We start from the raw sequence: 13,051 nt of genomic DNA, 5'->3' as shown, positions 1-13,051 counted from the left end.
TTATTAATAACCCGGGTTTTGTGCCCATCGGTTACCTGCTAATTCTATTTCTATTGATGGAATTGGGAATATTTCATTTTTCCCGGATGTAAATCCATCAATTTGCTGGGCTGCGCGGCCGGTTCTTACCAGATCAAAAAAGTGATGACCTTCACCTACCAGTTCAACCCTTCTCTCTTTATATATTGCCGTTGTTAATTCGCCCCCTGTTACGGTTACATCGTCCAGAGCGGCTCTATTTCTAACCCTATTCAGAAATTGTTGGGCTTTATTGTCATCAATACCTCCCCTGTTAAATGCTTCGGCTGCCATTAATAAGACATCCGCAAAACGAATTGCCCGGTAATTATTAGGACGCGTTAGATTCGCATCAGCAGTATTTAAACCTCCCTGACGGGCTATATACTTCCTATTGTAATATCCTGTATGCTCAAATCCTTCGGTATAGGATACATCACTATTTTGTGCTGCCCATGCTTCAATATCCAAAATAGCCACTTCTTTTCTTGTATCCCCCGGTTCAAATTCATCTACCACTTCCTGCCTGGGAACATTAAAGCTAAATCCAGATTCAAATAAAGGTCCGGTGTAGTTTCTAATGCCGTTAAAACCTACAGCCACATTACCCTCACTACATTGAAGGCAATCAAATCCTGCTCCTTCTTCATCAGTATATTGTACTTCAAAGACAGATTCAATATTATTCTCATTGTCATTTTCGAACATCGTGCTATAATCTGCCAATAAATCATAAGGCCCGTTATTTATTACCTCTTCCAGGACTACAGAGGCTTCAGGAAACTTGTCCTGATACAAATAAACCTTTCCTAAAAGTGCCTGAGCAGCTCCTTTTGTGGCCCTGCCTATTTTATCTTGTGTTACAGGAAGATTCGCCACAGCAAATATTAAATCCTGTTCAATCTGAAAATAAACCTCTGCTTTAGGAGTTCTGTCAACTACATCCTGGTCTCCGAAAAGCAATCTTTGATCTACAGCAAGAGGAACATCACCAAACCATTTTACAAGTTCAAAATAGAAATACGCTCTAAGGAAAGTAGCTTCCGCAATAATCTTATCTCTATCCGGAAAATCCGTCTTATCCTTAAATTCTAAAATGTAATTAGCCCTGTTTACTCCTGCAAACATCCAGGTCCAAATATCTCTCAATTGTGCATTTACCGGGGTATGTGCCATTTTATCAACTTCCTGTATTCCGGGAACATCTGTGGCACTCTCACCACCGGCAACCGTATTATCTGAAGCAATTTCACCTAATAAAACATTTAAATAGCTTGACTGCAGCAAATCATAAGCGCCAATAAGGGCATCCTCATAGTCTTCTTCAGAGTTAAAGAAACTTTCAGAATCTTCGTTAAATGAATCAACGTCCACAAAACTGTCACTGCAAGAGAAAGCAACAAAAGCAGAAATAAAGGCGATCAATGAATATTTAGTTATGTTATTTTTCATCTTTACTACTTTTAAAATTTAAGATTTAGTCCTAATAGAAAGGTTCGGGGTACCGGATAAAATCCCTGGTCAATTCCGGCGCCTATAGGGTCTCCGGAAGAGGCACTTGGGTCATAACCTTTATATTTAGTTAGGGTAAACAGGTTATTCACTGAAATATAAAATCGAAGTTTATCTATCCCCACTTTTTCAATTACATCGGCCGGTAATGTATACCCTAATTGTACATTTTGTAATCTAACAAACGAACCATCTTCGACATAGAAATCTGAAAACAGTGTATTTTGTGTTGCTCCCGTAGTCACCCTCGGAAAAGAATTAGTAGATCCCTCACCCGTCCACCTGTTCAAAGTATAAACCGATTTATTTACAAGGGGTTGATTTCGTTCATAATTTCTTACAATGTCGTTTCCTATGGACGCAAAGGCATAAGCGGTAAAATCGAAGTCCTTGTATTTGGATGAAAAGTTTAGCCCCATAGTTGCATTGGGTATTGGGTTTCCAAGATCTGTTCTGTCGTCTGAATCTATCTCGCCATCTCCATTTATATCCACAAATCTCAAATCTCCGGGAGCAGCATCTTGCTGAGTGGCATGAGCATCAACTTCTGCCTGATTCTGAAAAATACCATCGGTTTGTAACCCATAAAAATATCCAATAGGTTTTCCTGCTTCCATTCTGGATGGCGGGTCCTGGCCTACACCAAAAGAACCGGCAGCAATAAACCCGACTCCATTATTTACAGAGACTACATTGTTATTTAAAAAAGTAACATTATAATTTATTCCAAAAGTGAAATCATTGGAAGAGTCATTACTGTATCCTATAGCAAATTCGAATCCACTATTTTCAACGATTCCTGCATTTACAACAGGGGGTTGGGATCCGGGAGCAGCAGCTCCCAATATTCCGGAAACCGGAGGTTGTAATAAGAGTCCGTCTGTTCTTTTATTAAAATAATCTGCTGTGATATCAACCCTATTGCCCAACAATCTCATATCTACCCCAACATCTAAGGTTTTTTGTTCTTCCCATTGAATTTCCGGATTTGAAAGCACCCCTATCGCTTTACCAAAAACAAGTTGATTGGAGAAAACATAAGCAGCTTCACCTGACAAAACAGATCTAAAGGCATTACTTGGAATTCTGTCATTCCCGACAATACCGTAACTTCCCCTGAATTTCATAAAATCAAACACCTTACTATCTTCTAAAAAGGCTTCATCAGAAGCTACCCACCCAACGGATCCTGAAGGAAAATAACCAAACTTATTATTGGGTCCAAACTTTGAAGATCCATCCCGTCTGATTATTGCTGATATCAAGTATTTGCCTTTATAGTTATACTGGGCTCTAAGGAAGTAAGATAAAAGCCTGTCTCTAAACTTGCCGCTTAATCCACTATCCTGCAAGCCATTTCTTCTATCTACTGTATCCTCAATTTCGGCATTTGCGAAGTCTACATCCGATTCAAAAAATCCCTGCGTAGTTCCCGAGAACACACCACTGGTTTCAAAAATAGATGTTCCCAGGGTACCTTTAATATTATGATCTTCACCCAGGGTTTTATCATAATTAATAAACGCGTCAAAAGTATAATCCCTGAATATATCCTTATTTACTAAAAGCGTTGGCCTCCCCGTATTATTAAATACTTTACCCGAACCATAAAATACCGTAGGGATAAATATCTTTCCTTTAACCTCTGCGTAGTTAAACTGAAAGCTGGTCTCGGCTGTAAAATCATTCAGGAAAACATAACTTGCTCCTAATTTTCCGCTTATTTTATTTACATCAATCTGATTAAAATTATTCTCAACCTGAGCAAGTGGGTTAATTACTTCATTTCCCAAGCCTTCGGCGAGGGTATATTCACCATTTCTTTCCTTTACAGCAAAAGTAGGTGCATTATTAAGTGCATTAAACAATACCGATCCCAAGGAATTTTCAGGAAGTGTTTTACGATTTGTACCTGTGTATAAAAGGTTGGCCACTACGTTGAAATCTTCAAAAATTTCAGAATTTAAGTTAACTCTGTTCGTATATCTTCTGAAATTAGCCTTAGGTCCACCAACTATACCATCCTGAGTTAAATAAGAAGATGCTACAGAGAATGTTGTTTTTTCACCGCCTCCTGTTACTGTAATATTCTGGTTAATTATCGGTGCAGTTTGGAATACTTCATCTTGCCAGTCTGTGCCTCGCCCTAAAGAGGAAACATCCGGATAAGGCAAACTGCCTCCCCCTGCCGAAAAGGCTTCATTAACAATGATGCCATATTCTGTTGCATTCAAAACAGGGATTTGCCTTGAAGTTTGTTGAAAGCCTCCCCAGGCATCATAATTAAACTTTAATTCGGTATTTCGCTTACCTGTTTTAGTAGTTATCAAGATTACACCATTCGCAGCCCTTACACCATAAATACCTGCTGTGGCATCCTTAAGAATATTTATACTTTCAATATCACTTGGATTAATAACACTTAGATCCTCTATAACATTTCCATCTACTAAAATCAGAGGTCGGTTATCCCCATTCGTAGAAATACCCCTTATACGGATATTTGAGGCACTACCCGGTGAGCCCGATTCTGCGGTTACCTGTACCCCGGCTACCTGACCTTGTAGGGCTTGTTCAATACGTGTTGGATTTAATTCTTCAATACTTTCTGCCCCTACAACAGCAACGGCTCCTGTAATTTCTTTTTTAGTTTGTGTCCCATAGCCCACTACAATTACCTCATCCAATGCACTTACGTCATCTTGCATGACAACAGATAGCAGATTGGAATTTTGAATAGTTATTTCTTGTGTAATAAAACCAAGATATGAGAACACGAGTATATCACCTACACTCATATTATCCATAATAAAATTTCCATCAAAATCTGTGGTCGTTCCTCTTGTTTCGTTCTTAACTATAACATTAACACCGGGTAAGGGCTGATCAAATGATGCGTCCTTAACATTTCCGCTTATCGTCAGGTCCTGACTCCATAGTCCAGACATACAACATAGGAGTGTAAGAAATAAAACAAAGTACTTCATGTGTAGTATATTTTGAACTGGCAATATATAATTTTGGTGTTAGGTATTTATAAATACTACCACTACAAAAAACATACATGATAAATATAATGTAGTGTTTTTGTCATTTAGTCAAAAAAACCCCTAAAATATTAAGGGTTTCATATTTTATAAAGGATTAGAAAAATTAACAGAACCTTAAGATAAAAAACCCTGTATAGGTAATGTTGTGGTAAAATAACTTAATGTAGTACTTTACTAGAGTCCTAAAATGTAGTCCGTAAGACTCTCTTCGTGCAAAAGGTTGATTTTTTTACGCAATCGATATCGTTTGACCTCTACACTTCGAACGGATATGTTTAACAGGGGTGCTATCTCCTTTGATGAAAGGTTTAGTCTCAGGTAAGCACTCAAACGAAGATCATTCGGTGTTAATTCAGGGTGTAGTTTCCTGATTTTCTTTAAGAATCCTTTATCCGCATTATTGAAGGCTTCTTCGAAAAATTTCCAATCATCTGAATTATTAATATTCCGGTCTATAATATTGATTACATTACGCACCTGAAGATCAGATTCACTATCTTTTAACTGGTCCTTGATAGCGTTTAGAAATTCATTTTTTCGTATAATGCTCATGGTGGAGATGGCAAGTTCCCTATTCTTACTTTCTATCTCATTTTGTAGTTGTTCATTTCTAATTTGAATAATTTCCTTTTGAGCCTTCAATTTTTTCTGCTTAAGCTTCCTTTTGTTCTCACTTAAAAGTCTTTTTTGTTGCTTTTTATAATATCCCCGGTATATTTTATGGGTTAGCACAGCGAGAAATAGTGCGGCTAAGACATATGCGATAATTGCCCAAACAGATGCGTACCAGGGGCGAAGGATAACAAACTCATAAGTTGCCGTATTTTTTGTTAATGTATTACCCACACGGGCTCTAACATTAAATTTATAATCTCCATAGGGTAAATTCTTAAAGGATATTTCCGGAATTAAAGACCAATTACTCCAATTGTCATAAGCGCCATCCAACTTGTACTGATAATTTACCTCCGAGTATTTATCATACTCCGCTACCCCAAATGAAAAATTTAGATTATTTTCTTTAAAATCAAGTTCGCTTGGACCATTAAAAGAGATTCTGTCACCTGGTGCATCATGAAATTCCTTCGAAATTCCATTTATACTAATTATGTATTCTTTGGGCTTCAACTTTTCTAAATCCAATGTTATATATCCATTGGAAATTCCGATTAAGTATAGTCGTTTATTTAAAGGTGTAATCGATTCAAATCCCGGGACTCCCAGAATTCTCCTAAAGTATGATGGAACCGGTATTCTAACCGCTTGAGGCTCATTATTAAATTTACCAGGAGATACATATACAATATTAGATTCTGTGAACCCCCAAAGCCTATTTGCATTATTATCCGCATTCAAAACCCCTATTATACCCTCATCTTTATTAAATAATTTACCGGTTAATAAAGAATCTAATGTAAACTTCTTATGTTCTCTGTCATATTTAAAAACCCCATTATTAGTAGTGTACAGGGGATTGTTATTATAGGAAATAAGGCTGGAACCAATACCTTTTGATGTTTCTTCTTCAATATTTAATACTCGCTTAAAATCCTTATCTACGGAAATATTAAAAATTCCTTTGTTTTCATGATTCACTAAAATTTGATTTTGCCCTATGAATTCTATAAAACGACTGGAAATGTCAAAACCTTCTATTTTGTTTCTAAATCGCCATTCCTCATTTAATTTCTCAATAATACTCAACCCGGAGTAATTACCTTGCAGAATTAGATTAGGATTATCTGAAATGGCCTTAAAATTCCAGGTCCCTGGAAATTCTGATATTTGCTTTGCCAAATTATCCTCAATAACAAAAGTTCCCGCATTATGACCACAGAATAATGTATTGTCGATAGATTTAAGGCACCAGACCTGGCCGTTGGTTTTTTCAACAAACTCAAAATCCCCTTCCTCATTCAGCCTCTTATAAAATAAGCCCTGATTTGTTCCCAGATAAAGAATATTATCAAAAATAATTGAGGCATAGACAGCACCTAATCTTCCGATTTTATCAATATATTCATTAAATGGAGAATTTAAATTTATGGTACTTATCCCGTTATCCAATCCCAACCAAAGATTGTTTTCAACATCCTCAAATATTGAAAGTACCGTATTGTTATTTAATCCTTTAGCCTGGTTAATTTTTCTAATAATCCGTCCATTGGTATCCAGATGATAAATACCCTTTGAAATTGTTCCCAAAATGAAACTACCGTCCTCCAGGCGTAAACTGCTATATACATTAACCGAGGACAATTCTTTACTTCCTTCAATATTCCAACTTTCAAGACCTTTTGGCGTGAGGAAATAAAACTCACTGCGTTCCGTAAGTATTAATAACCGATTATTAATAGAAAACACCCCTACAACGACGTTTTTCTTAATTACCTCATCATTGGAAACTAATACCGATTTCCCATTTTCTATCTTAAAAATACCCTCGTTTACATTTTGAAAATAGATGGTATCATCAACATTAAAAATTTTCGCCCTGATACTTTTAGCCTCCAGAATATCAAAGGTCTTATCGGTTGTATCATAAATATATATACGATCTAATGACTGAAACAATAGCCATTTTTCAAATTCCAGGATATTCCAGAATTGTTCATCTTCAATTAAATCTTCCTCAAGTTTATTAGTCAGGGAAACATAATTCAAAATTCCGTGTTCATTTCTCTCCCAATACCCAAACTCCATATAGCATCCGGTGTAAATTAAATCTCCAACTACATTAACAGATCTTATATAAGTGCCATTTGGAGAAGGGTACAATTTCCATTGAGCTCCATTAAATTCAAGCAACCCGGCATTATTGGCTACATAAATAAACTTTTCCCCGGACTGGGAAATTGTCCAATTTTGTGTTCCTGCCCCGTAATCAACGGGAGCGTAATTTTGAATAGGAGGTAATTCCTGAGTATAACCCAAGAAATTGCAAAATAATAACAGAAGAATAAAGGCTATTCTCAAATTAAGCGTATAAAGAGGAACTATTCTTTTAAAGGTAAGAAAAGAATATTATCTCTCTTATTAAACATACAGAACATTAAAAACTTAAACAATCTCAGCACTCAATCCTGCTTGCAATAATTTGCTGCAACGGGGTTCTAATTCCTTATATTCCCCTGTTTTGACCGTGCATTTGCCTTTATAATGAACTATTAATGAACATTGTTCTGCCTGCTCTGCGGTATGTTCACAAACATTAATTAACGTATGAATAACATGCTCAAAGGTATTTACTTCATCATTGAACAATACTATTTCATTTTGTTTTAACGTCTCCTCATCCAAAAGTAGTTCTTCGGAGACTTTTTCCTTAGTACTCATACAGATAGGTTTTTGTATTAACTAAAATACATATTTTGAAGCAACCCAGTTATTTTTTTCCAGATTTTCTTGAAATGAAAGTCCGTGGGCGGCACATTCCTTTGAAATAAGAGCAATATCTTCTTTATAAAAACCACTTAAAAGTAATACCCCATCTTTTTTCAGATGCCCTGCATAAACTGAGATATCTGACAGCAAAATATTGCGGTTTATATTCGCTAAGATGATATCATAGCTTTGGTTTGTCAATAAACTAACATCACCTTCAAACACCTTAATCTGTTCACAGCCATTACCAGAAACATTTTCCATAGCATTCAGATAACTCCAGTTATCTATATCAATTGCATCCACAGAACGGGCTCCTTTCATTGCGGCCAGAATGGCCAAAACACCGGTTCCACAGCCCATATCCAATACAGACTTATCCTTGAAATCTAATGCCAAAACCATTTCAAGCATCATATGTGTAGTTTCATGGTGCCCGGTACCAAAACTCATCTTAGGAGTTATAACTATATCATAGGCAACATCCTGCTTTTCATGAAATGGGGCTCTTACAACACATTGATTATCTACATTAATAGGTTCAAAATTCTTTTCCCATTGTTCATTCCAGTTTTCCTGTACTATTTCAGATACTTCATAATCAATATCAAAATCTTCATTGGCAAGGATGTGTACATTTCGCAAGTCCGCGGGGTTCCATAACTCCTTTTTGACATAAGCGAGCAAACCATCCCGGGTTTCCAAAAAACTGTCAAAACCCAGTTCGGCCAGTTCAGCTATTAAGATATCCACAGCAGGTTGCAATGGATTTATCGAAAATCGATATTCCAGAAAGAGTTCTTGCATAAAAGTTCAGATGGCCTTAATAATGGCAATGAAGTCATCTGCTACCAAAGCTGCCCCGCCTATTAATCCCCCATCCACATCGGGTTTTGAGAAAATCTCCTGGGCATTCGAAGGTTTTACACTTCCTCCATACAAAATGGATACTTCATTCGCTATTGACGAATCATAGGCTTCTGTAATCGTCTTACGGATAAAGGCGTGCATTTCCTGAGCCTGTTCGGGAGAGGCAGTTTCTCCTGTACCTATGGCCCAGACAGGTTCATAGGCAAGAACTATATGTTGCCACGCCTCAGCTGGTAAGTTAAAAAGACCGTTTTTTAGCTGTGATTCTACGACATTGAAATGATTGCCCGACTTTCGCTCTTCCAATTCTTCTCCAAAGCAAAATATTACCTGCATGTTATTTGCCAATGCAGCTTCCACTTTTTTGGCCAGTAGATCATCTGTTTCTCCAAAATATGCCCTGCGCTCTGAATGCCCAATAATTACGGTATCCACATTGATGTTTAGAAGCATATCCGCAGAAATTTCACCGGTATAAGCCCCACTTTTGGCAAAATGCATATTCTGGGCAGCGACTTTTATGTCTGATGATTGCAAAATACGGGCCGCACTTTCCAGATTAACATATGTAGGGGCCACAATAACCTTTGCCTCTGTCTTCGGTAATTTTTCTAATAATTCACTCAACAAAGCCTTGGTTTCACTTAAGTTCTTGTTCATTTTCCAATTCCCGGCTACTATTTTACTTCTCATTTCTAGTTTTTTTATGTTTACAATAAGTGTTGTTTGTTTCTAGTTATTCATTACCGATTGCTGCATGGTGAGGACTCCATAAATTATTCAAGCTCCAAATCTTCAATATCATTAAAGTGTACCTTTTGAGTAATAGTGCCCCGTTCCAGGATTAAAAGCCCGGGGTTAGACCGAACAATGGTCTTCAGTGTTGTCTCATCGGTAAAATAAAATTCAAATCCCAGTTGATATTCTTCTATTATTTTTCGTGTCCAATCCTCATTCGAGGCAGACATTCCTATAACTTTATACCCCAGTCCATCAGCTTTATCGGAAACTATTTTTATTTTTTCAAAGGCTTCATATTCGCTTTTAGCCAAATCATAGGCGATTACTATCAGTAATTTAGGTTCCTGCATTAATAAAGCCGTAAAATCTTCGCCTTGTTGCTCTATTGTAAAATCATGTATTGGAGGCTCATACCCCTTCTGTATTTCTTCGGTCTCTACACCTATAAATTCACCATCAACCTCAGGGTATTCTCCTTGCGTAACCAAAACTTGTTCCTTTCCGTTTACATTGAATTTCCATGCATATTCAAATATGGCGTTGGGAGCGTCTTCGGGAAATTCCATGCCATCTTCTATATTGGCCCCAATCTCATAGGGCCTGAAGTCGATTACAGGCAAATGGTTAAGCACATAGTTTCCATAAATAATACATATAACTACAGCTACCAAAGCTATTATTTGTCTGACCCCCTGATTAAAAAGTGGCTTGATATGTTGCCTGCCAAAGTATAAAATTAAGATAAGCACCAGCAGGACCACATCTTTTGTGAATGACTCCCATGGGGTCAATTTAATTGCGTCTCCAAAACAACCGCAATCTGTTACCTTATTGAAATAAGCAGAATAAAAGGTAAGAAAAGTAAAAAACACAATCATGAGTAAAAGACTCCAGAGTGTAAAACTCTTGCGATAGCCTATTAGGAGGAATACACCTAATACCACTTCAAAAATAACTACAAAAATTGATATTGCCAGAGCATAAGGCATTAAAAATGGCAAATCGAGTACTCCCTGACTAAAATATTCTTCCAGTTTGAACGAAAAGCCAACCGGATCATTAAGCTTAATAAAACCGCTGATAATAAAGAGTATTCCAACAAAAACTCGTGAAAAGCCAACCAGGTGTTTCATACTGTTTATTGCTTTTTTTGATTATTAGCTTCGTTCATATGAATCAGTGCAAAGACAGAATAATTGATGATATCCTGATAGTTCGCTTCAATTCCTTCACTAACCAAAGTTTTTCCTTTATTATCCTCAATTTGTTTAACTCTTAATAATTTTTGAATAATAAGATCAGTCAATGAACTTACCCGCATATCGCGCCAGGCTTCCCCATAGTCATGATTCTTATTTTCCATAAGCGATTTGGTAGCCCCCACATGCTTGTTGTATAAACTAATGGCTTCTGCCGGAGGTAAATCGGGTTCCTGTGCAACTCCCTTTTCCAATTGTATGAGTGCCATTATGGAGTAATTGATAATCCCAATAAATTCAGATTTTTCGCCTTCGTCTACTTTTCGGACCTCGTTTTCCTGTAAACTTCTAATGCGCTGAGCCTTAATATAAATTTGATCTGTTAAAGAAGGGAGCCTCAATATTCGCCAGGCACTTCCATAATCCTTCATCTTCTTTGAAAATAAGTCCCTGCAAGTAGTTATTATGGCATCGTATTGTTCCGAGGTTTGCTGCATGTAAATTGTTCTAATTTGCGTAAATTTCACCCAAAATAATGGAAACATCAAAGTTCGTAGATTAATCTTGGTCTTCAAAATAATTTGCACTCCAAATGGTTTAAAAAAATCCTATGACAATAAATTGCAAGGGCACATTGATTGATTTAAAAAAGCCTAAAGTTATGGGGGTTTTAAATATTACCCCCGATTCTTTTTATGATGGAGGAAAACACGAGGATGAAGTCTCCATTTTAAAAAAGGTAGAAAAAATACTGGAAGCAGGAGCCACTTTTGTAGACGTGGGAGCCTATAGTTCAAAACCGGGTGCAACCAATATTTCTGAAGAAGAAGAAATAAAAAGGATTTTGCCCGTTGTAAATCTGCTGATTACGAATTTTCCGGATATCTTTTTGTCTATAGATACCTTCAGAAGTGTTGTAGCCCGGCGTTGCCTTGAAAACGGAGCTGCAATGATCAATGATATCTCTGCCGGAAATATGGATGCTAAAATGATGCAAACCATATCGGAATTTAAAGTCCCATATGTAATGATGCACATGAAAGGAAATCCACAGAACATGTCACAACAAACCAATTACAGCAATCTGTTGGAAGAAATCCTCTATTATTTTTCAGAAAAAGTAGCGGTTGCCAAATCTTTGGGCATTAATGACATAATCCTGGATCCGGGTTTTGGGTTTGCCAAGAATACTTTTCAGAACTTTTCTTTGTTACAACATCTGAATCTCTTTAAAACTTTTGAACTTCCAATTCTTGTTGGTTTAAGCAGAAAGTCCATGATCTATAAGACCTTAGGTACTAATCCAGATCAGGCGCTGAATGGCACCACTGCCCTAAACACCTATGCATTAACCAAAGGGGCCAATATTTTGAGAGTTCATGACGTTAAAGAAGCAGTGGAGTGCATTGAATTATTGGAAGCTTTAAAGCAAACTGAAGATTAATTTTTTGTTCCCCTATTTTTTCTAATTTTACAAAAACGACAAGGATTGGACTTTTTTAACTTTCTGGATTTTAGAATCACGGACATCATAGACATCCTCCTTGTGGCTATACTTCTATATTATATCTACAAACTGGTACGAGGCACTGTCGCTATCAATATCTTTATTGGAATTGTTATCGTTTGGGGATTTTGGAAATTGACCCAATTACTGGATATGAAAATGATCAGTAGTGTGGTTGGTGGTTTTATGTCGGTTGGTTTAATTGCATTAATTGTTGTTTTCCAGCAGGAAATACGGAAATTCCTGCTTATGATTGGTTCTACCAATTTTGCCAATAAACGGAATTTCGTAAAACGATTTAAATTTTTAAGACAGGAAGGTATTGCTTCCAAACTGGATGTTGATGCAGTTCTCAAGGCTTGCGACAAAATGAGCAGAAGCAGGACGGGGGCCATTTTGGTAATCAAACGAAGTAATTCTCTGGATTTTGTAAAATCTTCAGGAGATGCTATGAATGTGGAAGTTAATCAACCTATCCTGGAAAGCATCTTTTATAAGAATAGTCCATTACATGATGGGGCAGCCATAATAGAGAATAATTATATTACAGCTACCAGAGTCATATTACCTTTATCCAATGAACGTAATATTCCTTTGCGTTTTGGTTTGAGACACCGGGCAGCGGTGGGAATTACGGAGCGTACAGACGCGCTTGCCTTAGTGCTTAGTGAAGAAACCGGATTGATCTCTTATATAAACAATGGCGAATTTGTACCGTATAAAGACTTATCTGAATTGGCTAACAGGATTAAATTAGATTTACTCTAACT

10 protein-coding genes are annotated in these 13,051 nt (G+C 36.9%); 2 read left to right on the top strand and 8 right to left on the bottom strand.

What is annotated here, in order from left to right:
• Positions 1-3: 3 nt before the first annotated feature.
• The 8 genes from Q0874_RS06260 to Q0874_RS06225 form a co-directional block, all read right to left on the bottom strand.
• A complete protein-coding gene (locus Q0874_RS06260; RefSeq protein ID WP_299160756.1) occupies positions 4-1,470 on the bottom strand; it encodes a RagB/SusD family nutrient uptake outer membrane protein in 1,467 nt (488 codons plus the stop codon).
• Between the two features lie 11 nt (positions 1,471-1,481).
• On the bottom strand, positions 1,482-4,517 hold the full coding sequence (locus Q0874_RS06255; RefSeq protein WP_299160754.1) for a TonB-dependent receptor: 3,036 nt from the start codon (positions 4,515-4,517) through the stop codon (positions 1,482-1,484).
• Positions 4,518-4,754: 237 nt separating this feature from the next.
• Positions 4,755-7,556 (bottom strand): triple tyrosine motif-containing protein, encoded by a 2,802-nt coding sequence (locus Q0874_RS06250; RefSeq protein ID WP_299160751.1) that lies wholly within the window; start codon positions 7,554-7,556, stop codon positions 4,755-4,757.
• 84 nt (positions 7,557-7,640) lie between these two features.
• A complete protein-coding gene (locus Q0874_RS06245) occupies positions 7,641-7,916 on the bottom strand; it encodes an ATP-dependent Clp protease adaptor ClpS (protein ID WP_299160749.1) in 276 nt (91 codons plus the stop codon).
• Positions 7,917-7,937: 21 nt separating this feature from the next.
• Entirely contained in the window at positions 7,938-8,771 is an 834-nt protein-coding gene (gene prmA / locus Q0874_RS06240; RefSeq protein WP_299160747.1) for a 50S ribosomal protein L11 methyltransferase, read from the bottom strand.
• Positions 8,772-8,777: 6 nt separating this feature from the next.
• Complete coding sequence (gene tpiA, locus Q0874_RS06235; protein ID WP_299160744.1) at positions 8,778-9,527, bottom strand: triose-phosphate isomerase; 750 nt, start codon at positions 9,525-9,527, stop codon at positions 8,778-8,780.
• 83 nt (positions 9,528-9,610) lie between these two features.
• On the bottom strand, positions 9,611-10,708 hold the full coding sequence (locus tag Q0874_RS06230; protein WP_299160742.1) for a BT_3928 family protein: 1,098 nt from the start codon (positions 10,706-10,708) through the stop codon (positions 9,611-9,613).
• Between the two features lie 5 nt (positions 10,709-10,713).
• A complete protein-coding gene (locus Q0874_RS06225; RefSeq protein WP_299160740.1) occupies positions 10,714-11,271 on the bottom strand; it encodes a DUF1599 domain-containing protein in 558 nt (185 codons plus the stop codon).
• 113 nt (positions 11,272-11,384) lie between these two features.
• On the opposite strand from Q0874_RS06225, the gene folP reads away from it, so the two are divergent.
• Both folP and Q0874_RS06215 read left to right on the top strand, forming a co-directional pair.
• Positions 11,385-12,218 (top strand): dihydropteroate synthase, encoded by an 834-nt coding sequence (gene folP, locus Q0874_RS06220; protein ID WP_299160738.1) that lies wholly within the window; start codon positions 11,385-11,387, stop codon positions 12,216-12,218.
• Positions 12,219-12,263: 45 nt separating this feature from the next.
• A complete protein-coding gene (locus Q0874_RS06215; protein WP_299160735.1) occupies positions 12,264-13,049 on the top strand; it encodes a diadenylate cyclase in 786 nt (261 codons plus the stop codon).
• Positions 13,050-13,051: the final 2 nt, after the last annotated feature.

It is taken from the genome of uncultured Eudoraea sp. (assembly GCF_947490415.1).
In the GTDB taxonomy this organism is placed as follows: Bacteria; Bacteroidota; Bacteroidia; order Flavobacteriales; family Flavobacteriaceae; genus Eudoraea.
Note: the sequence above shows the minus strand (reverse complement) of the source record. Positions and strands in the feature narration are given on the sequence as shown.

Excerpts from the sequence above, each read along its gene's own strand:
- Q0874_RS06260 (WP_299160756.1), bottom strand. The coding sequence starts at position 1,470 with ATGAAAAATAACATAACTAAATATTCATTGATCGCCTTTATTTCTGCT.
- Q0874_RS06255 (WP_299160754.1), bottom strand. The coding sequence starts at position 4,517 with ATGAAGTACTTTGTTTTATTTCTTACACTCCTATGTTGTATGTCTGGA.
- Q0874_RS06245 (WP_299160749.1), bottom strand. The coding sequence starts at position 7,916 with ATGAGTACTAAGGAAAAAGTCTCCGAAGAACTACTTTTGGATGAGGAG.
- prmA (WP_299160747.1), bottom strand. The coding sequence starts at position 8,771 with ATGCAAGAACTCTTTCTGGAATATCGATTTTCGATAAATCCATTGCAA.
- tpiA (WP_299160744.1), bottom strand. The coding sequence starts at position 9,527 with ATGAGAAGTAAAATAGTAGCCGGGAATTGGAAAATGAACAAGAACTTA.
- Q0874_RS06230 (WP_299160742.1), bottom strand. The coding sequence starts at position 10,708 with ATGAAACACCTGGTTGGCTTTTCACGAGTTTTTGTTGGAATACTCTTT.
- Q0874_RS06225 (WP_299160740.1), bottom strand. The coding sequence starts at position 11,271 with ATGCAGCAAACCTCGGAACAATACGATGCCATAATAACTACTTGCAGG.
- folP (WP_299160738.1), top strand. The coding sequence starts at position 11,385 with ATGACAATAAATTGCAAGGGCACATTGATTGATTTAAAAAAGCCTAAA.